22 protein-coding genes and 1 pseudogene are annotated in these 26,799 nt (G+C 64.3%); 14 read left to right on the top strand and 9 right to left on the bottom strand.

All coding sequences use genetic code 11. From position 1 onward, the window contains the following. Window positions 1–32 precede the first annotated feature (32 nt). The 5 genes from SE91_RS21810 to SE91_RS21790 form a co-directional block, all read right to left on the bottom strand. Complete coding sequence (locus SE91_RS21810; protein WP_082813775.1) at window positions 33–839, bottom strand: ABC transporter permease; 807 nt, start codon at window positions 837–839, stop codon at window positions 33–35. Beyond that, window positions 836–1,657, bottom strand: coding sequence for an ABC transporter permease (locus SE91_RS21805; protein WP_061849060.1), 822 nt, complete (start codon window positions 1,655–1,657; stop codon window positions 836–838). Before SE91_RS21805 ends, SE91_RS21810 begins: the two co-directional genes overlap by 4 nt. A 92-nt stretch (window positions 1,658–1,749) precedes the next feature. Continuing rightward, window positions 1,750–2,571: a FadR/GntR family transcriptional regulator gene (locus tag SE91_RS21800; RefSeq protein ID WP_197489497.1), complete on the bottom strand. Its 822-nt coding sequence runs from the start codon at window positions 2,569–2,571 to the stop codon at window positions 1,750–1,752. A gap of 183 nt (window positions 2,572–2,754) precedes the next feature. After that, window positions 2,755–3,900 carry a mandelate racemase/muconate lactonizing enzyme family protein gene (locus tag SE91_RS21795; RefSeq protein ID WP_061849058.1) on the bottom strand — a complete coding sequence of 382 codons (1,146 nt, stop codon included), beginning with the start codon at window positions 3,898–3,900 and terminating at the stop codon, window positions 2,755–2,757. 19 nt (window positions 3,901–3,919) lie between these two features. Beyond that, window positions 3,920–5,377: a sensor histidine kinase gene (locus SE91_RS21790; protein ID WP_061851235.1), complete on the bottom strand. Its 1,458-nt coding sequence runs from the start codon at window positions 5,375–5,377 to the stop codon at window positions 3,920–3,922. A gap of 382 nt (window positions 5,378–5,759) precedes the next feature. Here SE91_RS21790 and SE91_RS21785 point away from each other — a divergent pair, with 382 nt between their 5' ends. The 3 genes from SE91_RS21785 (at window position 5,760) to SE91_RS21775 (ending at window position 8,670) form a co-directional block, all read left to right on the top strand. Then, entirely contained in the window at window positions 5,760–6,758 is a 999-nt protein-coding gene (locus tag SE91_RS21785) for a TRAP transporter substrate-binding protein (RefSeq protein WP_061849057.1), read from the top strand. An 83-nt stretch (window positions 6,759–6,841) separates the two neighbouring features. Further along, window positions 6,842–7,354 (top strand): TRAP transporter small permease, encoded by a 513-nt coding sequence (locus SE91_RS21780; protein WP_061849056.1) that lies wholly within the window; start codon window positions 6,842–6,844, stop codon window positions 7,352–7,354. Then, complete coding sequence (locus tag SE91_RS21775; protein WP_082813774.1) at window positions 7,351–8,670, top strand: TRAP transporter large permease; 1,320 nt, start codon at window positions 7,351–7,353, stop codon at window positions 8,668–8,670. Before SE91_RS21780 ends, SE91_RS21775 begins: the two co-directional genes overlap by 4 nt. 42 nt (window positions 8,671–8,712) lie before the next feature. On the opposite strand, the gene SE91_RS21770 is transcribed toward SE91_RS21775, so the two are convergent. Continuing rightward, complete coding sequence (locus SE91_RS21770) at window positions 8,713–9,987, bottom strand: serine hydrolase domain-containing protein (protein ID WP_061849054.1); 1,275 nt, start codon at window positions 9,985–9,987, stop codon at window positions 8,713–8,715. A gap of 173 nt (window positions 9,988–10,160) precedes the next feature. On the opposite strand from SE91_RS21770, the gene SE91_RS21765 reads away from it, so the two are divergent. Beyond that, a complete protein-coding gene (locus tag SE91_RS21765) occupies window positions 10,161–11,078 on the top strand; it encodes an intradiol ring-cleavage dioxygenase (RefSeq protein ID WP_061849053.1) in 918 nt (305 codons plus the stop codon). 24 nt (window positions 11,079–11,102) lie between these two features. Here SE91_RS21765 and SE91_RS21760 read toward each other — a convergent pair whose 3' ends face one another. Then, entirely contained in the window at window positions 11,103–11,996 is an 894-nt protein-coding gene (locus tag SE91_RS21760) for a LysR family transcriptional regulator (RefSeq protein WP_061849052.1), read from the bottom strand. A 104-nt stretch (window positions 11,997–12,100) separates the two neighbouring features. On the opposite strand from SE91_RS21760, the gene SE91_RS21755 reads away from it, so the two are divergent. After that, complete coding sequence (locus SE91_RS21755; RefSeq protein WP_061849051.1) at window positions 12,101–12,970, top strand: SDR family oxidoreductase; 870 nt, start codon at window positions 12,101–12,103, stop codon at window positions 12,968–12,970. 36 nt (window positions 12,971–13,006) lie between these two features. Further along, a complete protein-coding gene (locus SE91_RS21750; protein ID WP_061849050.1) occupies window positions 13,007–13,480 on the top strand; it encodes an AtaL-like protein in 474 nt (157 codons plus the stop codon). An 83-nt stretch (window positions 13,481–13,563) separates the two neighbouring features. On the opposite strand, the gene SE91_RS21745 is transcribed toward SE91_RS21750, so the two are convergent. Beyond that, a complete protein-coding gene (locus tag SE91_RS21745) occupies window positions 13,564–15,300 on the bottom strand; it encodes a bifunctional protein-serine/threonine kinase/phosphatase (protein ID WP_061849049.1) in 1,737 nt (578 codons plus the stop codon). Window positions 15,301–15,360: 60 nt separating this feature from the next. Further along, window positions 15,361–16,199: pseudogene (locus SE91_RS21740) on the bottom strand (formate/nitrite transporter family protein). A 675-nt stretch (window positions 16,200–16,874) separates the two neighbouring features. On the opposite strand from SE91_RS21740, the gene SE91_RS21735 reads away from it, so the two are divergent. The 8 genes from SE91_RS21735 to SE91_RS21700 all read left to right on the top strand — a co-directional run. Next, window positions 16,875–18,197 carry a CmpA/NrtA family ABC transporter substrate-binding protein gene (locus tag SE91_RS21735; RefSeq protein WP_061849048.1) on the top strand — a complete coding sequence of 441 codons (1,323 nt, stop codon included), beginning with the start codon at window positions 16,875–16,877 and terminating at the stop codon, window positions 18,195–18,197. Between the two features lie 60 nt (window positions 18,198–18,257). Continuing rightward, window positions 18,258–19,154 carry a nitrate ABC transporter permease gene (gene ntrB, locus SE91_RS21730; RefSeq protein WP_060735431.1) on the top strand — a complete coding sequence of 299 codons (897 nt, stop codon included), beginning with the start codon at window positions 18,258–18,260 and terminating at the stop codon, window positions 19,152–19,154. Between the two features lie 13 nt (window positions 19,155–19,167). Next, window positions 19,168–19,962, top strand: a complete 795-nt coding sequence (locus SE91_RS21725) for an ABC transporter ATP-binding protein (RefSeq protein ID WP_060735432.1) — start codon at window positions 19,168–19,170, stop codon at window positions 19,960–19,962. Between the two features lie 331 nt (window positions 19,963–20,293). Continuing rightward, window positions 20,294–21,673, top strand: a complete 1,380-nt coding sequence (locus SE91_RS21720; protein WP_061849047.1) for an MFS transporter — start codon at window positions 20,294–20,296, stop codon at window positions 21,671–21,673. A 121-nt stretch (window positions 21,674–21,794) separates the two neighbouring features. After that, a complete protein-coding gene (locus tag SE91_RS21715; protein WP_061851234.1) occupies window positions 21,795–22,223 on the top strand; it encodes a globin family protein in 429 nt (142 codons plus the stop codon). A gap of 10 nt (window positions 22,224–22,233) precedes the next feature. Next, a complete protein-coding gene (locus SE91_RS21710) occupies window positions 22,234–23,451 on the top strand; it encodes an NAD(P)/FAD-dependent oxidoreductase (RefSeq protein WP_082813773.1) in 1,218 nt (405 codons plus the stop codon). A 30-nt stretch (window positions 23,452–23,481) separates the two neighbouring features. Further along, window positions 23,482–26,184 carry a nitrate reductase gene (locus tag SE91_RS21705; RefSeq protein ID WP_061849045.1) on the top strand — a complete coding sequence of 901 codons (2,703 nt, stop codon included), beginning with the start codon at window positions 23,482–23,484 and terminating at the stop codon, window positions 26,182–26,184. A gap of 226 nt (window positions 26,185–26,410) precedes the next feature. After that, window positions 26,411–26,799 (top strand): SMP-30/gluconolactonase/LRE family protein (locus SE91_RS21700; protein WP_197489496.1); only part of this gene is annotated, 389 nt, incomplete at its 3' end.

The following is a 26,799-nucleotide window of genomic DNA, read 5'->3' as shown; positions in this document are numbered from 1 at the left end:
GGTCTTGCCGAGATTGCGCAGCGAGAGCGTCTTCATGATGTCACCAATCCCCAGCGCTGGCCCGTCGCGCGCTCGAGCGGCGCGAGAATCCAGGCATCGACGATGTACCAGAGCAATCCGAGAATGATCATGCCGAGCAGGATCTCGACGGTCGAGCCGGCGCGGCGGGCGTCGAACATCATGAAGCCGATGCCCGACGTGCCGACGATCATCTCGACCGCGATCAGCGCGCGCCAGCCATAGCCCAAGCCGTTGCGCAGGCCGGTGATGATGTTGGGCAGCGCGCCCGGCAGCGTCACCTCCCAGAGCACGCGCGCCCGCGGGGCACCGAGGCTCAGGGCGGCGCGCGACAGGTCGCGCGGCACGGATTCAACGCCGAGCACGGTGTTGAGCACCACGGGGAACAGCACGGTGTAGACGATGACGAAGGTCATCGTCGTCAGTCCGAAGCCGAACCAGATCAGGAGGATCGGCAGCCAGGCAATGTCCCCGATGGCCTGGAAGAACAGCAGCACCGGCCAGCAGATGCGGTGGGCCCAGCGACTGGTGCCGATCAGGACGCCTAAGGGAATGCCGATCGCCATACCGACAGCCGCGCCCGTCGCGAGGCGTATCAGGCTGTCCTGGAGATAATCGGGCAGAATGCCCTTGTAGGTCAGCGTGAAGAAGGCACGTACGACATCGGCGGGTCCCGGGAAGAATGCGCGCGGAAACAAGCCGGCCTCGCTGACGGCCGTCCACAGCGCCAGCACCGGGATGAAGGGAATGATCGCGGCGAGCCCCGGCCAGCGCCGGGTCAGGCGGGCGTAGCCGGCCCGGATTTGCAGCATCAAATTCATGCGCGCCTCACCATTCCCCATCGTTCGATGGTCGCGCGCTCCAGCGGAACCAGCAGCAGACGGTCAATCAGAAGCCAGAGCACGCCGATCACGATCATGCCGAACACGATCACCTCGGTGCGGTAGAAATCGCGTGCGACGAACAGCATATAGCCGAGCCCGACATTGGTCGCGATCATCTCGGCGGCGATCAGGCCGCGCCAGGCAAAGCCGAGGCCGGTGCGGATGCCGGTGACGATGTTGGGCAGCGCCCCCGGCAGCAGCACCTCGGTCAGCAGCGCCCAGCGTCCCGCACCGAGCGCGGCGGCAGCATTGCGCAATGTGTGCGGAATGGTCCGGACGCCGAGCAGCGTGTTGTAGGCGACGACGAAGAAAACGGCGTTGAAGATCACGAAGACGATCGCGCCGAAGCCATAACCGAACCACAAGGTCGCGATCGGGATCCAGGCGATGCCTGCGAGCACCGAGAAGAAGCGGAACAGCGGCGTCAGGAAGGCTGCAACCGTCGGGCTCACGCCCATGGCGATGCCGAGCGGCACGGCCGTGAGGATGCCGATCAACGTGCCGAGGCCGACGCGCACCAGGCTGGCGCCGACATGGGCGAACAACGTGCCGTCGCGGATCGACTCCATCGCAGCCCCGCCGACCGCACCGACCGAGGGGAACACGCGCGGATTGACGTTGAACAGCGGGACGACGATGGCCCAGATCGCGACCAGCGCAAGCAGCGGCGCGACGAACATCGCAGCTCCCGCCAGCGAATTGACGCTGCGGACCAGTCGCGACGATCGGCCTTTTACACTGCCCGTCACCTGCATTTGACCTCCCTGACGTTCAGCTATGCCTGTTCCGGCATTTCACGCTGATCGTTATTCCCAACACCGCGACGATGTCGCGCAGACCTTCCATGTCACGGTCGACGACGTTTTCTCCTGCCACTGACGCTCGCCTTCCTGGCCGTGCGCACGGCCGATCCGTCCGTCTTGCGATTTGCCGCGGCGATGACCGTCTTCCGGTTCGAGAGCTTCAATCGCGTGTAGCCGAGCAGGCGTTCCATCGCGGCGCGCGCCTTTTCCGGTTTGCCGCTCGCGATGGCCCGCGCCGCCGTAATGTGGTTCGGCAGATTGTCCCTGAACCAGCCGCCGGGACCTCCGACAGCGACGGTGAAGACGGTGCTGAGGATGGTATCGATTGCGCCGCGGAAGCCCTGGAGGACGGGATTGTGGGTCGCATCCAGGATGGCAAGATGGAAAGCCTTGTCGGCGGCGAGGGCGCTGGCCTGGTCCTTTGCGGTCTGCATTGCGGCGAGCGCCGTATCGATCCGCCAAAGGTCGTTCTTGGTGGCGCGTTCGGCGGCAAGGGCTGCGGCGGCGGGCTCGATGATCGAGCGCACCTCCTGGATCGCCAGTAGGAGGTCCCGATCCGGTTCGTCCTGGCCGACGAGCCAGCTCAGCACGTCGCGATCGAGCAGGCTCCATTCGTGGCGCGGCAGCACCTGCGTGCCGTGGCGAGGCCTTACGCTGACGAGACCTTTGGCGGCGAGCGACTTGATCGCCTCGCGCACCACGCCGCGTCCGGCGCCGAAACGGGTCTCGAGCTCCGGCTCCGGCGGCAGGGTCGTCCCGACGGGAATGAGATCCTGGGCAATCTCGCGGCCGAGCGTCGTCAGCACGGCGCGAATGCGGCCGGGCTTGATCAACTTGTCAGCTGGCTTCGGCCGCGCTCTTGCCACCCGCACTTCTCTCCCGGCCGGCTTGTGTAGGCCTATTCTTATCTCCTGTCGCGTGGGCGACAATCATCCGATGTTTAACATCGGATGATTGGGAGAAGCGAGCGCAATTGTCGCAGGCGGGGCATGTTGCATTGCGATATTCAGCCGCGACGGCTTGGCCGAACCAGGAGCAGGACGATTGCTTCAATGTCCGAGGTCATTTGCGGCGAACCTTGCCAGCGCCTCGCGATTGACATCGACCCCGAGTCCCGGCCCCTCCGGCACCCGCACCAATCCCCTCGCATGCTCGATCGGCTGCTTCAGGATCATCTGCCGGATCGGGTGCTCGGTGCGGTCGAACTCGAGCATCGGCGCGAGCGGCGCCAGCGAGGTCGGCGTGTGCGAGGGCAGCACGGCGAGGAGTTGGAGCGAGGCGGCGATCGCAATCCCGGTGCCCCAGACATGCGGGTTGTAGCGGATGCCGAACGCTTCGCTCATGTCGGCAATCTTCTTGTATTCGGAAAGACCGCCGGCCGCGCAGGTGTCGGGTTGAGCGATGTCCAGCGCGTGCGCGGCGAATAGATCGCGGAAGCCGAAACGCGTGAACTCGCACTCGCCGCCGGCGATGGGGATCGTCAGCGCGGATCTCACCGCGCGATAGCCCGCAATATCTTCCGGTGGCACCGGCTCTTCGAACCATGCGATGTCGTAGCGCTCGATCAGGCGGCCGAGCCGGATCGCGGCGACGGCGTCGTAGGCATGGTTCGCATCGACCATCAAAGCAACATCGGGGCCGATCGCCTCGCGGACTGCGCGTGTGGCCGCGGCATCCTCGTCGATGCCAAATCCGACCTTCAGCTTGACGGCGCGAAATCCTTCAGCGGCGTAGCCAGCCGCTTCCTCCCGCAGATACGTCAGCGCGTCACCCGATTTGCGCCGGTAGAGGCCGGTCGCATAGGCCGCAACCTCGTTGCGTGCCGCGCCGCCGAGGAGCTGGTGCACGGGCACGCCAAAATGCTTGCCCTTGATGTCCCATAGCGCGATGTCGATGCCGCTCAAGCCCTGGATCACGACGCCCTTCTGGCCGTGATCGCGCAAGCGGGCATAGATCATCTGCCACAGCACATCGGTCCGCAGCGGATCCTCGCCGATCAGCCAAGGCGCGATGCTCTGCACCACTGCCGCGGTCATCCTGGCCGGTCCGTAGCATTCACCCCATCCGGTCAGGCCTGTGTTGGTCTCGATCTCGACCAGCATGGCAGTGCGTGTGTCGTACCAGGCGCGCGAATAGGCAAAGGGCTGCGACAGCTTGGCTTCGAGGATGTGGGTGCGCACACGGGTGATCTTCATTGCCGATTCCTTCGTCCGTTCACCGCGTCTCGTCCAACGTGCAGATCACGGTGCAGACGACGCCGCGCGGCAGGAAGTCGACGGTCGCCTCGCCGCCGAGCTGGTCGCGCGCGCTGCGCTCGATCAGGCGCGAGCCGAATCCGCGCCGCACCGGGGCCGTCACCGGCGGTCCGCCGATCTCGGTCCAGATCAGCCGCAGCCGCGGCTTGGGTGCCTCCGTGATGACCTCCCAGTCCAGCGTCACCCGGCCGGTCTCGCTCGACAGCGCGCCGTACTTCGCGGCGTTGGTGGCGATCTCGTGCACGATCATCGACAGCACCACGGCGAGCCGCGGCGACAGCGGCACGGCGGGACCGGACAAGCGGATGCGGTCGGGATTGCTCAACAGGAACGGCTGAAGCGCGCGAGCGATCACGTCCCGCAGCTCCGAGCCCGCCCATTTCTCCTGGCTCAGCAGATTGTGGGCTTCGGCCAGCGCACTGAGCCGTCCCTCGAACTTCGTCCGCTCGTCGCGGCTGGCGCTGCGGAAGGTCTGCACCGCGATCGCCTGCATGAGGGCCAGCGTGTTCTTGACGCGATGGTTGAGCTCATCGATCAGGAGATTGTGCAGCATCTCGCCGCGCGCGATCGTGGTCGCCATCCTGACCGCGAAGGTCAGGCCGGTCAGCAGCAGGATGCCGCCAATCAGGCTGGTGATGGCGACATTGCGCCAGAGCGGCGCGACCAGCGAGCTCTCGGCGACCCCGGCCACGACCGTCCAGCCGGTCAGGTGCGATCTGGTGAAGGCGGTGGAGAGCGCGACCCCGTCGAGCGAAACGGTCGACAGGGCTGCTTCAGAGGAGCGAGACATCGCATCAAAGAGCGCGCCGGAAGCCTGCTTGCCGATCGTCTCGCCCGGGTTCGGCACACGCGCGAACACGGTGCCCTTGGTATCGAGCAGAGACACCGTCCAGAACTGGTCGGGCCGCTGCTTCTCCACAAGTTCCTGGAAGATGCGGATCGGTGGGCTGAAGGCGAGGTCGTAGATCACCTCGCCGTCGCGAAATACCGGGACCTCGACGGTGAGCACCTGCCGCCCATTGATCGCGCCGGTGAACAGATCGGAATATTGCGGCGACCTCGTCGCGAACACCCTTTCGATGATCTCGATATGCCCGCGGCGCGGCAGGCTTGCGGTGTCTTCCGTGGCCGAGGAAAACAACAGCCGGCCCTTGCGGTCGGAGATCAACACCAGACCGCCTTTGCCATACTGCTCGACGAAGCCGAGCGCGATGCGGCGGAAGTTCTCGAAGTCGTCGTTGCGCAGCGAATTCGTCAGTGCCAGCACCTGCAAGCCCCCGGTCATCCGCTGCACTTCGGAATCCAGTACAAGGCGCATGCTGCGCACGTTCTCCAGCACGCGGCGGGTCGCATCGTTGCGGTCCTGCTTGTAATTGTAGAAGACGATGCCGACCGCGAAGACGATCAGCGGCAACATCGTCCCCGTGACCAGGAGAGCGAGCCGGACGGGCAGGGTGAGCTTGGACAAACGTGGATATCCCGGCGCCGGCGCGACGGCGCCGGACGGACGAAGCATAAAGGAGCAGGGCCATTGTGCCACTGCACAATTGGTCATGGACCGTATCCCCTGCGGCCCTCTGCAGGAGGGACGAAGAGGTGGCGGTTGCACTGCAATAGATGGCGTGAGCGCGGTCCTGCGTCGAACTGTATCAGCGGCGGGCTCGTCATTGCCCGGACCACACGTCGGAATTTGGCTTCCGTCCCGACGCAGTTTTTCATACCCTTCCCGAACGCCGGCCCTAGACCGGCTGCGCTCACACCCCGGCGACAGGGGCGGAGCATCAAAGGGAGGGGAGACGATGAAGCGAAGGTCATTTCTCGCTGGTATCGGGGCGACCACTGCGGCGGCTGCGATCGGCATGCCGTCGATCCTCAGGGCGCAAACGCCGGTCACGCTGAACGGCGCGGTCCAGTTCAACGACGACCACGCCTTCAACCGGGCACTGCTCCGGTTCGAGGAATTGGTGAAGAAGTATTACGGCAAACCCGTCAACTTCACCCTGCACCGGAACTCTTCGCTCGGCCTCGAGAAGCAATATTTCGAGTACATGTCGCAGGGCAAGGCGGTCGATTACGGCATCGTCTCGCCGGCGCACATGTCGACCTTCGCCAAGGCGGCCCCGTTCATCGATGCGCCCTTCGTGTTCAAGGGCATCGAGCACATGAACAAGGTCGTCGAGGCCAATATCCTGGCGCCGGTCGCCGATGAGGTCGCGGCGAAGGCCGAGGTCGTTTTGATCGGTTACGCCGGCGGCGGCATCCGCAATATCTTCGCCAACAAGCCGCTGAAGAATCTCGCCGATCTCAAGGGCCTCAAGGTTCGCGTGCAGGGCGCGCCGATCTGGTCGAAGACCTTCGCGGCGGTCGGCATGAGCCCGACGGTGATCGCCTATAACGAAGTCTACAATGCGATCCAGAACGGGGTGATATCGGCCGGCGAGAACGAAGCGGCCGGCGTCGAGGCGATGAAGTTCTATGAAGTCGCCCCGCATCTCAACCTGACCCAGCACGCCGTATCGATCCGGCCGATCTGCTTCTCGGTGAAGACGCTGAAGACCCTGCCGAAGGATCTGCAGGACGCGATCATGAAGGCGGGCAAGGAGGCCGGCGATTACGGCCGTCAGCTCGAATCGAGCGAAGAGGTGGTCAAGCTCGACACGCTCGAGAAGGCCGGCAAGCTCAAGCGCGTTCCCTTCGAGGAGCGCGACGCCATGAAGAAGCTCGCCGACCCCGTCATGGCCGCGTACGCCAAGGAAATCGGCGCGGAAGGCATTTTCGAGAAGATCAACGTCGTCTGAGGTCGTTTTCGCCGCCGACATCATTCCGGGCAGGCCCCGCTTCCTGCCCGGACTTGGCGGATGCGCTGCCGTACGGAGCCCGAATGTCTGACATGCCCGTCCCGTCCACACCGTCGCTGTGGCGTCGCGTCACGGCGGCCTATGCGAAATTGCTCGAATTTCTGCTGGCCGCCTGTGTCGGCATCCTGGTCATCCCGGTCACGCTGCAGATCATCTCGCGCTACACGCCTTTTATCCCGTCCTATATCTGGACCGAGGAAATGGCGCGGTTCCTGTTCATCTGGACGATCATGATCGGGGCCATGGTCGGTGTGCGGGAGGCGCAGCATTTCGAGGTCGACGTGTGGCCGGACCTGTCGCGGCGGTCGGAGGCTGCGGTGCGAATTCTCGCTCGGCTCGGCGTGCTGGCCCTGGCGCTTGTGTTCGTATTGGCTGGTATCGAGTTCACCCGCTTCGCCTGGAACAGGACGTCGGAGCTGGCCGATCTGCCGCTTTGGCTGATTCACGTCGCCTGGCCTGTGGCCGGCGTGACGTGGATTGTGTTCGCGGGTGAACAGATCATTGATGAAGTGCGCGTTCTGGTTGGGGCAAAGTGATGGGCAATGTGCTTTCCGCCGGACAGGCCGCGATGGTGCTGTTCGGGGTCTTCATCGGCCTGCTCATCGTGCGCGTGCCGGTCGCCTTCGCGCTCGGCCTTGCTTGCGTGCCGATCCTGCTGATCGAGCCGCGCTTGTCGCTGATGATGCTCGCGCAGGAAACTTTCAACGCCTACAATTCATTCATCCTGCTCGCGGTGCCGTTCTTCCTGCTGACGGCCAACCTGATGAGCATCGGCGGCATCACCGACCGCCTGGTTTCGCTGTCGCGCTCGATGGTCGGGCACTGGCCGGGATCCCTGGCGCAGATCAACGTCGTGCTGTCGGTGTTCTTTGCCGGCATCTCCGGCTCCTCCACGGCAGATGCGGCGAGCCAGTCCAAGATCTTCATCGATGCGCAAACCAAGGAGGGTTACGACCTCTCGTTCTCCATCGCCATCACCGCGGTCTCCGCGGTGCTTGCAGTCATCATCCCGCCGTCGATCCTCATGATCGTCTGGGGCGGGCTGATCTCGACCTCGATCGCGGCGATGTATCTGGCCGGCATCGTGCCGGGCCTGTTGATCGCGGGCGCGCAGATGGCGACGGTGCACGTCTATGCCGTGCGCCGCGGCTATCCGACCTACCCGAAGGCAAGCTGGGTCGACATGCGATGCGCCATCTGGCGCTCGATACCGGCGATGATGACGCCGTTCATCATCGTCGGCGGCATTCTGCTCGGCTGGTTCACCGCGACCGAGTCGGCCTGCGTCGCGGTGCTCTATTCCGTCGTGCTGTCGGCGTTCTTCTACCGCGAGACGGGTCTACGCGAATTGTACAAGGCGTTGCTCGACACCGGGCGCCTTGCCGGCGTGGCGCTGTTCTGCGTCGGGACCGCGAGCGCGTTCGGCTGGCTGCTGGCCTATTACAAGATCCCGCAAGAGCTGCTGGCCAACGTCTCGACATGGGGGATGGGCACCGTCACCGCCGGCTTCTTCATCGCCTTCTGCTTTCTGGTGGTGGGCTGCTTCCTGGACGCCATCCCGGCCATCATCATCGTCGGCACCGTGCTGGAGCCGCTGGCCAAGTCGGTCGATCTCCATCCGGTCCAGTTCGCGATCATTTCCATCGTCTCGCTGGCCTTCGGGCTGGTTACGCCGCCGTATGGTCTATGTTTGATGATCGCCTGTTCGATCGCAGGCGTACGGCTGCGCTATGCGCTGAAGGACACGGTGATCATGCTGATCCCTATGCTGCTCGTGCTGGCCGCCGTCATCATCTGGCCGAGCGTGTCGCTGTTTCTGCCGCGCCTGATTGTGCCCGAAATGCTCAAATGAGTGCGCCCCAGCGGCCGGCGGCCGCGGGGGCGATTTGGCTGGTCAGAGATTGCTCTCGGTGATCGCCGCGTAGACCATGCTGCGCAGCTCGCGCCGGATCGGGTAGGCGCTCGATGGCAGCACCTGCGTCATGAAGATGGCGATCAGCTCTTCGGCCGGGTCGATCCAGAACGAGGTCGTGGCCGCGCCGCCCCAATTGTATTCGCCCGGGCTGCCGGCGATCAGCGTCTCGGCCGGGCGCATGGTCACGGCGAAGCCGAGGCCGAAGCCGATGCCGTTATAGGCAGCTTCCGAGAACAGCGAACGTGACACCTCCGGCAGGGCGCGTCCGCCCGGAATATGGTTGCTCGTCATCAGCGCCAGCGTTTTCGGCCCGATCAGCCTGACGCCGCCGAGCTCGCCGCCGTTGAGCAGCGCGCGGCAGAAGGTGAGATAATCTGCGACTGTGGAGCACAGGCCGCCGCCGCCCGAGATGAAGGAGGGTGGCGACAGGAAAGAACTCGTCGTCGGGTCGTCCTGCAAAGTCAGCCCCTCGCGCCGCTGGCCGGCATGGAAGGTCATGCCGCCGCCGGGATCGGCGGAATAGCAGGCGGCGAAGCGATGCGCCTTCGAGGCCGGCACGTGGAAGTCGGTGTCGGTCATGCCGAGCGGATCGAGAATACGCGTTTTGAGGAACTGCTCGAACGGCATTCCCGAGATCTTGCCGACGAGATAGCCGAGCACGTCGGTTGCGACCGAGTAGTTCCAGGCATCGCCCGGCGAAAACTCCAGCGGGATCTTGGCCAGGCTCTCGATCATGGTCTGGAGCGTGCCCGACTTCTCGACCTCACCGATCTTCTCGGCGCGGTAGGCGGCATCGACATTGGAGCGCTGCTGGAAGCCGTAGGTGAGGCCGGCGGTGTGGCGCAAGAGGTCGACGATCAGCATCGGCCGGGACGGCGGCCGGGTCAGGAAGGCCGGATAGGTGCCGGCGACGAACACGCCGAGATCCTTCCATTCCGGAATGTATTTGGCCACGGGCTCGTCGATCGCGACGAGGCCCTGCTCCACCAGCATCATGAAGGCCACGCTGGTGAGCGGCTTGGTCATGGAATAGATGCGGTAGATGGTGTCGTCCTTGACCGGCAGCTTGCGCTCGACATCGGCAAAGCCCTGAACCGAGCTGTGCGCGACCTTGCCACGGCGATAGACCAGCAGATGCCCGCCGGGGAAGCGGCCGGCATCGATGTAGCGGCTCTTCAGATGCGCATCCACGCGGTCGAGTCCGGCCTTGGACATGCCCACGGATTCGGGCGAAGCAGGAGTAGGGGCGAGCATCGGTTCCTCCGGGGCAGTTTTCTCAGGCGTTGATAGCCGAAATGGCGGCCTCATTCCAAGTGCGGTCGCGCTTAACGCGAGCCTGCTCGCTGGTGTAGGCTGCAACCCTGGAATGCTCCAAGGGGTCGAAGGATTCCTGGGGGCCAACGAGAAAAACCAGGGGTAAACGCACCATGACCCAGTTCAACGAGACCGAACTCACCGACGCCGTCGTTAGGAGCTTCGATCAGACGCCGAACCCGCGCGCAAAATTCCTGCTCCAGGAATTGGTGAAGTCGCTGCACGATTACGTGAGCAAGACCGGCCTCACCTTCGAGGAGTGGGAATACGCCATCGACTTCCTGACCCGCACCGGGCAGAAGTGCACCGACACGCGGCAGGAGTTCATCCTGCTTTCGGACGTGCTCGGTGTCTCCATGCTGGTCGATGCCGTCAACCATCGCGACCGCGAGGGCGCGACACAGACCACCGTGCTCGGCCCGTTCTATGTCGGCGAGCACAAGGTGACCGCTCACGGCACGGACATCTCACCGAATAACCAGACCGGCGAGCGGATGTTCGTGCAGAGCCGCGTCACCGATCTCAAAGGCAAGCCGCTCGCGGGCGTGCCCGTCGACGTCTGGCACGCCGATGATGACGGCTCCTACGATTCCCAGAAGCCGAACTACGACGAGGTCGGCGCTTCCGCGCGGGCGCGTTTCATTACCGACGAGGACGGCCGCTTCTTCTTCCGCACCATCCTGCCGTGCAGCTATCCGATCCCGACCGACGGCCCTGTCGGCGAAATGATCGTGCAGACCAAGCGGCATCCGATGCGCCCGGCACATGTGCACTTCCTGGTCAATGCGAAGGGCTACGAGCCGCTGATCACTCACGTCTTCATGGACGGCGACAAATATCTGGATTCCGACGTCGTGTTCGGCGTCAAGGACGACCTCATCGCCAAAGTCGAGCCGCGCAACGACGCCGTGCTGCCCGACGGCACTAAGGCGAACGGGAAGTGGCACCTGATGAGTTACGAATTCCACCTCAAGCCGGGCGGTGGCATGGCGCCAAAGCCGCTGGGAACGAAGGCGACCGAGACAGCGTGACGATCGCGGAGCGCGCGCAGCTGCTCAGTTTCCGATATAGGCTGCCAGCTCCTCGGGCGTGCCCTTGGGAAAGGCTTCCTTCAGAAAGTCGAGGAAGGCGGAGACGCGTGCGCTCAACAAGCGCCGCGACGGGTAGAGCGTCCACAGCGTGATCTCAGGTGCGTCGACATCGCCCCAATGGATCAACGTGCCGGCGGCTAGATCTTGACTGACGAGCGACAATGGAAGGCGTCCTGCGCCGACGCCCGCCCTGACCGCGTCGCGGACCATAACCAGTGAGGACAAGCGAAGCACAGGATCGACTGCAAAGCGCGATCGTCCGGCCGGCCTCGTCACCTCCCAGGCGAGGCTCTGGTCACTCGCGCCACGGATGACGGCGGGCACAGCAGACTTGCCCGCCGGTCGTTTCAGACTGGGGCTGGCCACGACCACCAGCCGGTCGCGCAGGAAGATGCGACCGACGAGACTTTCATCCGGATCGGGACTCACGCGAATGACGAGGTCATAACCTTCCTCGACCATGTCGACGGCCCGGTCTTCCGTCGTCACTTCCAGCCGGACGTCAGGGTATTTCAGGGCGAAGGCGGCAGCTAACTTCCCCATCGCGATCTGCGAGAACAACAACGGTGCACTCACGCGCAACCTGCCGCGCGGCCTGTCTCCGCCGGAAGCGATCGCTGCTGCCGTTTCGTCGAGCTCGGTCAGCAAAGTCCCGGTGCGCTCGTAAAGCGCGCGTCCTTCCTGGGTGAGCTTCAGGACGCGCGCACCCCGCTCGAACAGGCGCAGATCGAGTGCCGCTTCCAGCTCCGCGACCCGGCGGGACAGGGTGGCTTTCGGACGTCCGGCAGCTCGCGCGGCGCGTCCGAACCCTCCATGGCGGGCGACAAGATTGAAATCAGCCAGGGCAAGCAGGTCCATATGTTCCACCAGTGAGACAGTCCGTCCAAATATACCGTCTATCGGTCCGAATGTGGATCACTAATTTCCGAGGTGTCTTCTGACACCAACCCGGAGTGATCCCCATGACCATCCTCGTTACCGGTGCCACCGGCACCGTCGGCCGCCACGTCATCGAACAGCTCGTCAATCGCGGTGCCGATGTGCGTGCTCTCGTCCGCGATCCCGCGAAGGCGAACCTCCCTGCAGAGGTTGCAGTCGTGCAGGGCGTCCTCCTCGACGTCGACGCGTTGCGCGGCGCCTTCACTGGCGTCTCCACCCTGTTCCTGCTCAACGGAGGCGTCGCGGATGAATTCACCCAGGCGTTGGTCGCGCTCAATCTGGCGCGCGATGCCGGCGTCGAGCGAGTCGTCTACCTGTCGGTGATCCATAGCGATCGCTACGTCAACGTGCCGCACTTTGCCGGCAAGTTCGGTGTCGAACGCATGATCGAGCAGATGGGCTTCAACGCCACCATCCTGCGCCCGGCCTATTTCATGAACAACGATCTCACGATCAAGGACGTGGCGCTCGGTTATGGCGTCTACCCGATGCCGATCGGCAGCAAGGGCATCGCGATGATCGACGCACGCGACATCGGCGAGGTCGCCGCAATCGAACTCATCCGTCGCGAGCAGGCTGCCACAGCGCTCCCGTTCACTCGCATCAACCTCGTCGGTCCCGATGAGCTGACCGGTGCGAAGGCCGCCGCCGTCTGGTCCGAGGTGCTGGGGCGCACGATCGCCTATCCCGGCGACGACACCGCCGGCTTCGAAAAGAATCTGAGGCAGTTCATGCCGGGCTGGATGGCCTTCGACATGCGGCTGATGAGCGAACGCTTTCTCACCGACGGCATGCTTCCCGAGCCGGGCGACGTCGAGCGCCTGACCACGCTGCTGGGCCGGCCTTTGCGCTGCTATCGCGACTTCGTCTCCGAAGTCGCGGCCCCGGCGTAACTCATTCCGCAATCCCGACAACAAAGGAGTCCTAGAATGATCTATTCGACCGCTACCGTTTTAGTGAATCCGGAAGGCGAAGCGCCTTTGACCCGCGCTCAGATCTGGCAAGGCCTGGTTCTAAAGGCCCGCGACGCCCGCCTGTTCCTTCCGCCCAAGCTCTGTACCCGCTGCGAGGTCGTGGAGGAAAGCGCGACGCACATCGTGCGTGAAGCCACGATCGCCGGCGACGATCTGCGCGAGATCATTAGCTTCGAGCCGGAGCACAAGGTGACCTTCTTCCAGGCCGCGGGTCCACGCGAAGGCGCGATCATCAACGAGCTCTTCGAAGACGAAACGGGGGCGCTGCAATTGCGTTTCTATTGCTACACCGGCCTGCGCGGCAAGTCGCCGTTCGGGCCCGAAGAGCAGGCCGAGCAGGCCAAGTTCGACAGCGACGAGGGCTACAGGGCCGCTCTGCTGTCGACGCTGAAACGGACCCGCGAGCTGCTCGCGGAAGGCAAGCTCTGACCATCACAACGACCATCTACGGGCGGGGCCGCCTTTTCGGAGGTGGCCCCGCATTCGGAGTCCATGGGCGATCGCGCCACTCCTCAGCGCGCGTGCAGCAGCGCCAGCAGCACCACGACCGCGCAGGCGAGTGCGGCGGATGTCAGCTTCCAGAACATCAACGGGCTGCGCTCCAGTAGCGGCGTGAACCGCGTATCGAGATAGGCCGGATTGGGCGTGCGGAGCTCGAAGACGAATTCCGAGAGATCCTCGTGCCGCTTGTACGGATCGGGATGCAGCGCGCGCTTCAACGCACCATCGACCCAGGCCGGCACGTTGCGGTCGTCGTCGGCCGGGCGATATTGAAGCTTCCGCACGTCCGCCTTGCGGCGGATTTTGGCGACCTGGGTGCCGTAGGGCAGCTTGCCCGTCAGCATCTGGTAGCAGATCACGGCCAGCGAAAACATGTCGGAGCGGGGCGATCCGCCCTGGCCGAGAAAATACTCCGGCGCGGTGTACTGGACCGTTCCCAGGATATCGTCAGCATCGTCCCCAGGCGCGGCCTCCGCGACGCCGGCGACCCTGACCGATCCGAAGTCGATGATCTTGGCGGTGCCTGTCTTGTCGATCAGGATGTTGTCGGGCCTGAGATCCTGATGCAGCATCTCCATGCGGTGAAAGGCGCGCAGGCCCGCGGCGATCTGCTCGATGATGCCGCGGACGGTTTCGAGATCGGGGCGGGGATTGTCGGTCATCCACTGCTTCAGGGTCTGGCCCTCGACGTACTCGGTCGCAACGTAGAGGTAGCTGCGCCGCTTCGACTGTGACAGCGGCTTGAGGACGTGGGGACTGTCGATCCGGCGCGCGATCCACTCCTCCATCAGGAAGCGCTTGAGATAGGCGGCATTGTCGCGCAAATCGACCGACGGCAGCTTGAGCGCGACCGGCTCCTCGGTCTCCACATCGACGGCGAGATAGATGTGGCTACGGCTGCTGCCGTGAATCTCGCGAACGATCCGGTAGCCGTCGAAGATCGCGCGCGGCTCCGGCAGCGGGGGCAGCGGCAATTGCGAGGTCTGACTGAAGATGCCGGCCGGCTCGCGCTGGGGCACCGCATCGATGCGCAGGATCTGGACCGTGATGTTGTCGTCGCTGCCGCGCCGGTAGGCTTCCTCGACGATCGCCTTCGCCGCGCCGTCGAGCTCGGCTGCATGCTCGTTCAGTGCGCTCGTGACGAAGCGCGCGTCCACGAATTCATAGGCGCCGTCGGTCGTCAGCAGGAAGGTGTCGCCGGCCTCTATCTCCAAAGCCTGGTAGTCGATCTCGAGCTGCGGATTGATGCCGAGCGCGCGGCCGAGATAGGTCTGCTCCGAGGAGACGATGATGCGGTGGTCGTCGGTGAGCTGCTCGAGCGCCTTGCCGGCGACGCGATAGACGCGGCAATCGCCGACATGGAAGATGTGCGCGGTGGTCGCCTTGATGACCATGGCGCTGAGCGTGCAGACATAGCCCTTGTCGCGATCATAGGCGTATTGGCTTTTGCGCGTCTGCGCATGCAGCCAGGAATTGGTCGCGTCCAGCACGCGGCGGGCGGACGTCTTCACCGTCCAGGATTCCGACGTGCAGTAGTAATCCATCAGGAAGCTCTTGACCGCCGACTCGCTGGCGATCTGGCTCACCGTGCTGGAGGAGATGCCGTCGGCGAGGACCGCGGCAATGCCCTTCAGGCTGAGCAGCGGCTCCTCGGGAATGAGGACGCCGTGAAAGTCCTGGTTGATGGGCTTGCGGCCCTTGTCGGAATGCTGGCCGACCGAAATCGAGAGACCGGGGCTCATCGTCATCACCAGGAGAGAGGAGCCTCACCCTGGCTGGGCGAGGCTCCTCTGTCGAGACGTGTTTGATCAGGCCGCAACGCGGGGCTTCGCGACCTTGTCGACCTGGCGCTTCGGCTTGGTCATGACGTGCGTCGCGTAGAGAGTCATGCCGGTGAAGGCAAGGCCGCCGACGAGGTTGCCGAGCACGGTCGGGATCTCGTTCCAGATCAGATAGTCCATGATCGAGAACTTCGCACCGAGCAGCAGGCCCGACGGGAACAGGAACATGTTCACGACGGAATGCTCGAACACCATGTAGAAGAACACCAGGATCGGCATCCACATCGCGATGACCTTTCCGGGCACCGAGGTCGAGATCATCGCGCCGACGACGCCGGTCGAGACCATCCAGTTGCAGAGCATGCCGCGCATGAACAGCGTTGCCATGCCGGCCGCACCGTGCTCGGCGTACCCGAGCGTGCGGCTTTCGCCGATGATTCCGATGGCGGTGCCGACCTTGTCGGGAGCCTGGGTGAAGCCGAACGTCGTGACGAAGGCCATCATGAAGGCGACGGTGAAGGCGCCGGCGAAATTGCCGACGAACCCAGGCCCCAGTTGCGCAGCACGCCGCCGAGCGTGACGCCGGGGCGTTTGTCGATCAGGGCGAGCGGCGAGAGCACGAACACGCCGGTCAGGAGATCGAAGCCCAGCAGGTACAGCATCACGAAGCCGACCGGAAACAGGAGCGCGCCGACCAGCGGCTGGCCGGTGTTGACGTTGATCGTCACGGCGAACCATGCCGCGAGCGTGAGGATGGCGCCGGCCATGTAGGCGCGGATGATGGTATCCCGGGTGGACATAAAGATCTTGGACTCGCCTGCATCCACCATCTTGGTGACGAATTCCGAAGGCGCGAGATACGACATCAATGGATCCTTTTGCTTCGAAGTGAGATCGACACTCTCTCGCGAGAGAGCGCGGCTGAACGTCTTGGGCCGTGCGCGCCGGCCTGCCGCGCACGAGAGCTATGGAGAGTTGGAAGCCATGAATCGCGTCACGAGGACTTCAGCCCGAAAGGGCCGCGAGCACTTGAGCTTCCGGAATGCAGCCGCCAGAGGCTGCAACAATGCGGCAAGCCGCCGTCGTCGTTGACACCTCAACAGAAGCAAGTTGCGTGCCGCCTTCGCCTTTCAGAAAAGTCTAGGGAGATCAGTATGATGGGTCACGCCACGATTTTCGCGGACGTGATCCCCGGTCTTTTGATTGAGCTGTTGCACAACCTTTGTGCGGCGCGCAAAGATTGAGCAGCGCGCAAATTTCGGATGCGAGATGCCCCTGCGGCAAGCCGCCACAGCTCCGATAATTGTTTGATCGGATTGATTTTTGTGCGTCGTCGGGCTTGGCACGAAGCTTGAATAGTTCCAGCCGACGCCATTGAAGCCGTCCCGCGAGACTTCTCATCCGACTTGCCGACGCCACCAGACGGGGGTCTCCCCCGTCGTGCGTTCGCATGCGCCGAAGACGGCGCCGCCGGACGGACGGGCTGCTCGTGTGCACTGACGCCAATCAATTCTGCAACGATGCAAAGGACGACACTGCCTATGACCAAGCGCACCCGCCGGCCCTCGGAATCGACTGGCCTGAGCCGCCGTCAATTGATGAAAGCCACCGGTTCGACCGCCGCACTTCTCGCCGCAGCAAAACTGAATTTCCCCGCCGGCGCCTTCGCGCAGGACGCTGGCCCCGAAGTCAAGGGCGCCAAGCTCGGCTTCATCGCACTGAGCGACGCCGGCCCGCTCTTCGTGGCCAAGGACAAGGGCCTGTTCGCCAAATACGGCATGCCTGATGTCGACGTGCAGAAGCAGGCCTCCTGGGGCACCACGCGCGACAACCTCGTGCTCGGCTCCGAAGGCAACGGCATCGACGGCGCGCACATCCTCACTCCGATGCCGTATCTGATCTCGGCCGGCAAGGTGACGCAGAACAACCAGCCGACGCCGATGTACATCCTGGCGCGGCTCAATCTCGACAGCCAGTGCATCTCCGTCGCCAACGAATATGCCGATCTCAAGCTCGGCGTCGACGCAGCGCCCTTCAAGGCGGCGCTGGACAAGAAGAAGGCGTCCGGCAAGGCCGTGAAGGCGGCGATGACCTTTCCCGGCGGCACGCATGACCTCTGGATCCGCTATTGGCTCGCGGCCGGCGGCGTCGATCCCGACAAGGACATCGAGACCATCGTGGTGCCGCCGCCGCAAATGGTGGCCAACATGAAGGTCGGCACCATGGACTGCTTCTGTGTCGGCGAGCCCTGGAATCTGCAGCTGATCCATCAAAAGATCGGCTACACCGCTGTTAACACCGGCGAACTCTGGAACAAGCATCCGGAAAAATCATTCGGCATGCGCGCCGCCTTCGTCGACAAGTACCCCAAGGCAGCCAAGGCGCTGTTGATGGCGGTGATGGAGGCCCAGCAATGGGCCGACAAGGCCGAGAACAAGGCGGAGCTTGCCACCATCATGGGCAAGCGGCAGTGGATGAACTGCCCGGTCGAGGACGTGCTCGACCGCACCGCCGGCAAGTTCGACTACGGCATCCCCGGCAAGGTGGTCGAGAACTCGCCGCACATCATGAAGTATTGGCGCGACTTCGCCTCCTACCCCTTCCAGAGCCACGACCTCTGGTTTCTCACCGAGGACATCCGCTGGGGCAAGTACGAGGCCGGCTTCGATACCAAGGCGCTGATCGCCAAGGTCAATCGTGAGGACATGTGGCGCGATGCGGCCAAGACGCTTGGCGTCGCGGCTGCCGAGATCCCGACTTCGACCTCGCGTGGCAAGGAGATCTTCTTCGACGGCAAGGTGTTCGATCCCGAAAATCCGGCTGCCTATCTGAAATCGCTCGCGATCAAGCGCGTCGAAGTCTGATGGAGCCAGCGGCCGCCTCCGGGCGGCCGCATCGTCCTTTGCAGCCGGAGAGACATTGCGATGAACATGACTGCCGCCAAGATCGAGATTGAGACTACGACGCCCGCGGCCAGCGCCGCGCCGGTTGTCGCGCTAACGCCGAAGCGTCCGCCGCGCAGTGAAACCTACGCACGCATGGCGCGGGAGACGGCCGTGCGCGTTATCCCGCCGCTGGTCGTGATCGCGCTGCTGACGCTGGTATGGGAGCTGGTCTGCCGCCGCGCCGGCTCGGCGTTGCCGCCGCCGTCGAAAGTTTTCAGCGACACCAAAGAACTGATCCTCGATCCGTTCTTCGACCATGGCGGCATCGACAAGGGCCTATTCTGGCATCTATCCGCCAGCCTCCAGCGCGTCGCTTTCGGCTATTCGCTCTCGGCGATCGCCGGCATCGCGCTCGGCGTGCTGGTCGGGCAGTCGGTCTGGGCGATGCGCGGGCTCGATCCGCTGTTCCAGGTGCTGCGCACGATTCCGCCGCTGGCCTGGCTGCCGCTGTCGCTCGCGGCCTTCCGCGACGGCCAGCCCTCGGCGATCTTCGTCATCTTCATCACCTCGATCTGGCCGATCATCATCAACACCGCGGTCGGCATCCGCAACATCCCGCAGGATTACCGCAACGTCGCCGCGGTGGTGCAGCTCAATCCGCTGGAGTTCTTCTCCAAGATCATGATCCCGGCCGCCGCGCCCTACATCTTCACCGGCCTGCGCATCGGCATCGGCCTGTCCTGGCTCGCGATCGTCGCAGCCGAGATGCTGATCGGCGGCGTCGGCATCGGTTTCTTCATCTGGGACGCCTGGAACTCCTCGCATATCAGCGAGATCATCCTGGCGCTGTTCTATGTCGGCATCGTCGGCTTCGTGCTGGACCGCCTGATCGCGGGCCTCGGCAAGTTCGTCACCCGCGGCACTGCGCAGAATTGAAGGAGAGGGGCACATGACCGCCTATCTGAAGCTCGACCATATCGACAAGGTCTTCACCCGTGGCGCCGCCACCACGGAGGTGCTCAAGGAGATCAATCTCACGATCGAGAAGGGCGAATACGTCTCGATCATCGGCCATTCCGGTTGCGGCAAGTCGACCCTGCTCAACATCATCGCAGGCCTGACCAATGCCACCACCGGCGGCGTACTGCTGGAAAACCGCGAAGTGAACTCGCCGGGACCGGATCGTGCCGTGGTGTTCCAGAACCACAGCCTGTTGCCGTGGCTGACTGTCTACGAGAACGTTAAGCTCGGCGTCGACAAGGTCTTCGCCAGGACCAAATCCCGTGCCGAGCGCGATGCCTGGGTGATGCACAATCTCAACCTCGTGCAGATGGCCCATGCCAGGGACAAGCGTCCATCGGAGATTTCCGGCGGCATGAAGCAGCGCGTCGGCATCGCGCGGGCGCTGGCAATGGAGCCGAAGGTGCTGCTGCTGGACGAGCCGTTCGGCGCGCTCGATGCACTGACCCGCGCGCATCTGCAGGACTCCGTGATGGCGCTGCATCAGAAGCTCGGCAATACCATCCTGATGATCACCCATGACGTCGACGAGGCCGTGCTCCTCTCCGATCGCATCGTGATGATGACGAATGGGCCGAGCGCGCGCATCGGCGAGGTGTTGGACGTGCCGCTGGCGCGGCCGCGCAAGCGGCTCGAGCTTGCCACCAACACCACTTATCTGAAGTGCCGCCAGCGCGTGCTCGAATTCCTCTACGAACGTCACCGCTTCGTCGAGGCCGCGTAACGAAAGCGTTAACGCGCGTGCTCGCCCAAATAATCGACATACCGCTCAATCCTTGTGCGCCGCACAAGGATTGAGCGAATCGCAAATTTAGCGTGCGAACAAGCCCTGCCAAAGATTCGGGCGAGACGAATAACGTTCTGAAATCCCTGTATTTCCAGCGTGCGCGCAACTGGCACGGAAATTGAAATGTCTCTGCGCGACGCCAACGACGACGTCCCTCAACATCATCAATCAGCATCGTGAACTCGCCACCGGGGTGAAGCCTCGGAGCGCGCCCCCATGCGGGGCTGAGCCTGCAACGACGCAGCGGTGAGCCTGGAAGGGATATTCAATGACGAAGAATCCAACTTGGATTTCGGACTGGCGCCCCGAGGACGAGGCGTTCTGGAATGCGACCGGCAAGACGATCGCGCGACGCAACCTGATCTGGTCGATCGTGGCCGAGCATATCGGCTTTTCGGTCTGGCTGATCTGGAGCATCGTCACCACCAAGCTGCCTCAGGCGGGCTTCCACTACACCACCGACCAGCTGTTCCAGCTCGTCGCGGTGCCGGGCCTGATCGGCGCCCTGATGCGCTTTCCCTACACCTTCGCGGTGACGACGTTCGGCGGCCGAAACTGGACCATCTTCAGTGCGGCGATCCTGTTCATTCCGACGCTGTCGCTGGCCTATTTCGTGAGCCAGCCCGACACGCCGTTCTGGCTGATGCTGCTGATTGCCTCGACCGCCGGGCTCGGCGGCGGCAATTTCGCCTCCAGCATGACCAACATCTCCTTCTTCTTCCCCGACCGGATGAAGGGGTGGGCGCTCGGCCTCAACGCCGCCGGCGGCAATATCGGTGTCTCCAGCGTACAGCTGTTGACCCCGATCCTGATGACGCTGGCCGTCTTCAACCTGTTCCAGGCGACGCCCGTCGACGGCATCTTCCTCCAGAATGCCGGCCTGATGTGGGTGCTGCCGATCGCGATCGCCGTGTTCGGCGCGGTGTTCTTCATGAACAACCTCACCACGGCGAAGTCCTCGGTGAAGAACCAGCTCGCGATCGTCAAGCGCAAGCACACCTGGATCATGGCGAATCTCTATATCGGCACGTTCGGATCCTTCATCGGCTACTCCGCCGCGTTCCCGCTGCTGCTTAAGACGCAGTTCCCGAGTGTGACGATCTCGATCGCCTTCCTCGGCCCGCTGGTCGGCTCGCTGTCGCGTCCGCTCGGCGGCTGGCTTGCCGACAAGATCGGCGGCTCGATCATCACCTTCTGGAATTTCATTGTGATGGCGGGCGCCACCGTCGGCGCGCTCTACTTCGTCGGGCAGAAGGATTTCATCGGCTTCCTGTCGATGTTCCTGATCCTGTTCGTGACGACGGGCATCGGCAACGGCTCGACCTACCGCATGATCCCCTCGATCTTCCGCGAGGAGAACCTGTTCAAGGTGCGTGGCAAGGGCGATGCGGCGCGCGCGCTGGCGCTGAAGACGGCGAGCATCGAGAGCGGCGCGGCAGTCGGCTTCATTGGCGCGATCGGGGCGGTCGGCGGCTATCTGATCCCGACCGGGTTCGGCAAGTCGATCGCCATGACAGGCGGACCGCAGCTCGCGCTCGCGATCTATCTCGGCTTCTACGCCTCCTGTCTCGCCCTGACCTGGTGGTTCTACCTGCGTCGCAGCCCGCAGGGCGAAGGCGCCTCCAGCCTTGCCGGGGCGCGAGTCTGACACTTGGCACGAATGTCGCTTCTCCCCGTACGCGGGGAGAAGTCCCTCTGATGACGTTTGACCCATGAACCTTGTCCGCAACGGCGCGGACGAAGGCAGACCGAAACAGACAGGAAACATCATGACTTCAGAACAGATCGCCCTCATCCAGCAGAGCTTCTCCAAGGTCGCGCCGATATCCGAGCAGGCCGCGGTGCTGTTCTACGATCGCCTGTTCGAGGTGGCGCCGTCCGTGCGCGCTATGTTTCCCGAGGACATGACCGAGCAGCGCAAGAAGCTGATGGGCATGCTCGCCGCCGTGGTCGGCGGCCTGTCGAATCTGGACTCGATTCTTCCCGCGGCCTCTGCGCTCGCCAAGCGCCACGTCGCCTACGGCGCCACGGCCGAGCACTACCCCGTGGTTGGGGCGACCTTGCTGTGGACCCTGGAGAAGGGGCTTGGCGAGGCCTGGACGCCCGAACTCGCAAAGGCCTGGACCGACGCCTACGGCGTGCTGTCCGGCTACATGATGTCCGAGGCCTACGGCGCGCAGCCGCAGGCCGCTGAATAGGAGATGCCTCGTGAGTGAACCGCTCGTCATCGTCGGTAACGGTATGGCGGCCGCGCGCCTGGTCGACGAGCTCGCCAAGACCGCGCTCGGCCGCTACGCGGTCGCCGTGATCGGCGAAGAGCCGCGGCTCGCTTACAACCGCGTGCTGCTCTCCTCCGTGCTGGCCGGCGAAACTGGGTCGCACGAGATCGAGCTGCGCCCGGCCGATTGGTGGCGCCACCGCGGCGTCACGGTGCGCTATGGCTATCGCGTCACCGAGATCGACACCGGCCGCCGCGAGCTCAAGATCGCGGGCGAGGAGAGCATGGAATATTCCAAGCTCGTGCTCGCCACGGGATCGACACCGCTGCGACTCAACGTGCCGGGCGCGGACCTTGCCGGCGTGCACACGTTTCGCGATACGCGCGACGTCGATCTGCTGCTGACGCTCGCCGCCGCGAAGAAGCGCGTCGTCGTGGTCGGCGGCGGCCTGCTCGGCCTGGAAGCCGCCTACGGCCTCGCCAAGGCCGGCGCGCCCGTCACCCTGCTGCATCTGATGGACCGGCTGATGGAGCGTCAGCTCGATGGGCCGGCCGCCGATCTGCTCAAGACGTTGGTCGAGCGCAAGGGCATCCGCATCCAGCTCAACGCCTCCACCGCCCGCATTCATGGCGATGGCCACGTCGAGGCAGTCGAGCTCGCCGATGGCAGCCGCATCGAGGCCGACGCTGTGATCTTCGCGGCAGGCATCAAGCCGAACGTTGCGCTTGCGAAAGAGGCGGGGATCGCGGTCAACCGCGGTGTCGTCGTCAACGACGTGATGCAGACCTCCTCATCGGATATCTTCGCGCTCGGCGAATGCGCCGAGCATCACGGCACCTGCTATGGCCTGGTCGAGCCGGCCTATGAGCAGGCGCGCGTGCTGGCGCGGCATCTGGCCGGCCGGCCCGCGGCCTATCAGGGAAGCGTGGTCTCGACCAATCTCAAGGTCTCCGGCGTCAGCGTATTCTCGGCGGGCGACTTCATGGGCGGGGAGGGCAGCGAGAGCCTGGTGCTGTCAGACCGCAGGCGCGGCACCTACAAGAAGCTCGTGATCGCCGACGGACGGCTCGCCGGCGCGGTGCTGATCGGCGATACCGTCGATGCGCTCTGGTACCTCGAACTGATCCGCAATCGCGACAAGGTCGCGGCGATCCGCACTGACATGATGTTCGGCCGCGCGTTGGCGCGTCCTTCCAAAGCGGCTTGATAGAGGCGGCTTGAGACAAGGCAGCTCGATATGACGGCGATCGATCCCACCCTCCGCGCCACCAAGACGACCTGTCCCTATTGCGGCGTCGGCTGCGGCGTGCTGGCGACGCCTGACGGCACGGGCGGGGCGGCCATCGCCGGCGACCCTGATCATCCCGCCAATTTCGGCCGGCTGTGCTCCAAGGGCTCCGCGCTCGGCGAGACCGTCGGACTGGAAGGTCGTCTGCTTTATCCGATGATCCGCTGCAAGGGCGTGCTGGAGCGCGTCGCCTGGAGCGACGCGCTCGACCACGTCGCGCAGCGCATGCAGCATATCGTGGCGCGCGACGGCGCCGACGCCGTTGCGTTCTATCTCTCCGGTCAATTGCTGACCGAGGACTATTACATTGCCAACAAGCTGATGAAGGGCTTCGTCGGCACCGCCAATGTCGACACCAATTCGCGCCTCTGCATGTCGTCCTCGGTCGCCGGCCATCGTCGCGCCTTCGGCGCCGACACGGTACCCGGCTGCTATGAGGATCTCGACGAGGCCGACCTGCTGGTCTTCGTCGGCTCGAACGCAGCCTGGTGTCACCCGGTTCTGTTCCAGCGCATGCTGAAGAACCGTGGCGAGCGCGGCGCGCGAATGGTCGTGATCGATCCGCGCCGCACCGACACGGCCGATGAGGTCGATCTGTTCCTTGGGCTCAAGCCTGGCACCGACACCGCGTTGTTCTCCGGCCTGTTCGTCCATCTCGCTGACAATGGCGCGCTGGATCAGGACTACATCGCGAACAACACGTCTGGCTTCGACGACGCGCTGGCGCGCGCGCGCGGCATCGCCGGCAGCATCGGTGCGACCGCGCTGGCGACGGGCTTGTCCGAGCAGGACGTTGCGGCCTTCTTCAGGATGTTCCGCGACACGCCGCGGGTCGTCACGCTCTATTCGCAGGGCGTCAACCAATCGGCACAGGGCACCGACAAGGTCAATGCCATCCTGAATTGCCATCTCGCGACGGGGCGCATCGGCAAGCCCGGCGCTTCGCCGTTCTCGCTGACCGGCCAGCCCAATGCGATGGGCGGCCGCGAGGTCGGCGGCCTCGCGAACATGCTCGCCGCCCATATGGGCTTCACGCCGCCCGACATCGATCGCGTCCGGCGCTTTTGGAAGGCGCCGCGCATTGCGACCCATGAAGGGTTGAAGGCGGTGCAATTGTTCGAGGCGATCAACCGCGGCGAGGTCAAAGCGCTCTGGGTGATGGGCACCAACCCGGCGGTGTCACTGCCCGATGCCGATTTCGTGCGCGAGGCGCTGAAGAAGCTCGAGCTGTTCGTTGTCTCGGAAAACGTGCTCTCCAACGACACGGTGTACGCGGGCCCGCATGTGCTGCTGCCGGCGCTGGCCTGGGGCGAGAAGTCGGGCACGGTGACCAATTCCGAACGCCGGATCTCGCGCCAGCGCTCGTTCCTGCCGGCGCCGGGCGAGGCGCGCCCTGACTGGTGGATCCTCAGCGAGACCGCCAAGCGCCTCGGCTTCGGCGACAGTTTTAACTACAAATCCGCCGCCGAGATATTCCGCGAGCATGCATCGCTCTCGGCCTTCGAGAACGATGGCAGCCGCGACTTCGACATTGGCGCTCTGACCTCGCTGTCCGACGAAGCTTTCGATGCCCTGAAGCCGGTGCAATGGCCGGCGCGCGAAGGCGGCGAGCCCGGCGCGCGCTTCTTCGCGCAAGGCGGTTTCTTCACCAATGACGGCAAGGGCCGATTCATTGCGCCGGAGGTGCCGGCCTTGCGCGGCGAGACCGGCGCCTCGCGTCCCCTCAGACTCAACACCGGGCGCATTCGCGACCAGTGGCACACCATGACGCGGACCGGCCTCAGCCAGCGGCTGGGCGCGCATTTGCCCGAGCCCTTCGTCGAGATCCATCCCGACGATGCCAGCAGATACGGCATCGTCCATGACGGCTATGCCCGCATCACCACCGACTACGGCCAGTGCATCCTGAAGGTTGTCGTCAGCGACCGCCAGCAGCGCGGCGCGCTGTTTGTTCCGATTCACTGGAGCGCGATGAACGCTTCGCATGGCCGCGTCGGGGCGCTGGTCCAGTCGTTCACCGATCCGTTCTCGGGCCAGCCTGAATCGAAGGCGACGCCGGCGGCGATCGCGCCTTACGAATACGTCTTTCGCGGTTTCGCACTCTCGCGCAAGCAGCTCGATCTGCCGCCAAACCTGTTGTGGACCCGCGTCACGGTCGCCGGCGGCTTCGGCTATCTGTTCGCCGACAACGCCGATCTGTCGCGCTGGCCGGCCTGGCTCGATGGTGTCACCGGCGAGGACGTCGCCGAATACCGCGATTTTGGCGGCGGCATCTACCGCGCGGCTTCGTTCGTCGGCGATCGCATCGAGGCCTGCCTGTTCGTCGGCCCCGGGCATGACGCCGGCGATTGGGAGGTGGTCAGGAGCGCCTTCGCGGCGGATCACGTCACCGACGAGCAACGCCGCATGCTGCTGTCGGGCAAGTCGACTGAGGGTGTGGCCTCGACCGGGCCGATCGTCTGCGCCTGCTTCGGCGTCGGCCGCGGCACCATCTGCGACACCATCGCGAGCGGCGCGCGGTCGGCGGCCGAGATCGGCGCCAAGCTCAAGGCCGGCACGAATTGCGGCTCCTGCATCCCCGAGCTGAAGCGGTTGATCGCGACGACGGAGGTGCCGGCGAAGCAGGCGAAGGTCGCGGGCGCGGTGGGGTAGGCGACGTTCGGTCCTCGCCACATCCTCCGCTGTCATCGCCCGGCTTGACCGGGCGATCCAGTATTCCGAGACGTCTGTCGTTCACCGAGAAGCTGTGGCGTACTGGATTCCCCGCCTTCGCGGGGAATGACAGTGGGGCAAGAGCCGTCCGTCGGCCCAATCGACGCGACCGCGATTGTGCCCTATGTTGTCGCGCTCTTCCCCTGACATGCCCACAAAAACAACGATGTACCTGGAAACGCCGCCGCGCCTGATCGAGACCAAGCTTTTCTCCGCCATGCCCGACAAGTTCCGCCGCAAGGGCGTGCGGACGGATTGGGCCGATGCCAACCGGCCTGGCATTGCCACTGACAGCTTCATCGAGGGGCCGTCCTTCGACAAGGACGGCCATCTCTACATCGTCGACATCCCCTTCGGCCGCATCTTCCGCATTGCGCCTGATGGCGAGTGGTCGCAGGTCATCGAATACGAGGGCTGGCCGAACGGGCTGAAGATCGCGCCTGACGGCCGCGTCCTGGTCGCCGATTACATGCACGGCATTATGGAGCTCGACGCCGAAGCCGGCCGCGTCAAGCCGGTGCTGACCGCACGTAATTCGGAATCCTTTCGCGGCTG

It is taken from the genome of Bradyrhizobium sp. DOA1 (assembly GCF_001593325.1).
Lineage (GTDB): Bacteria > Pseudomonadota > Alphaproteobacteria > Rhizobiales > Xanthobacteraceae > Bradyrhizobium.
This window is presented reverse-complemented; position numbering and strand designations above follow the sequence as displayed.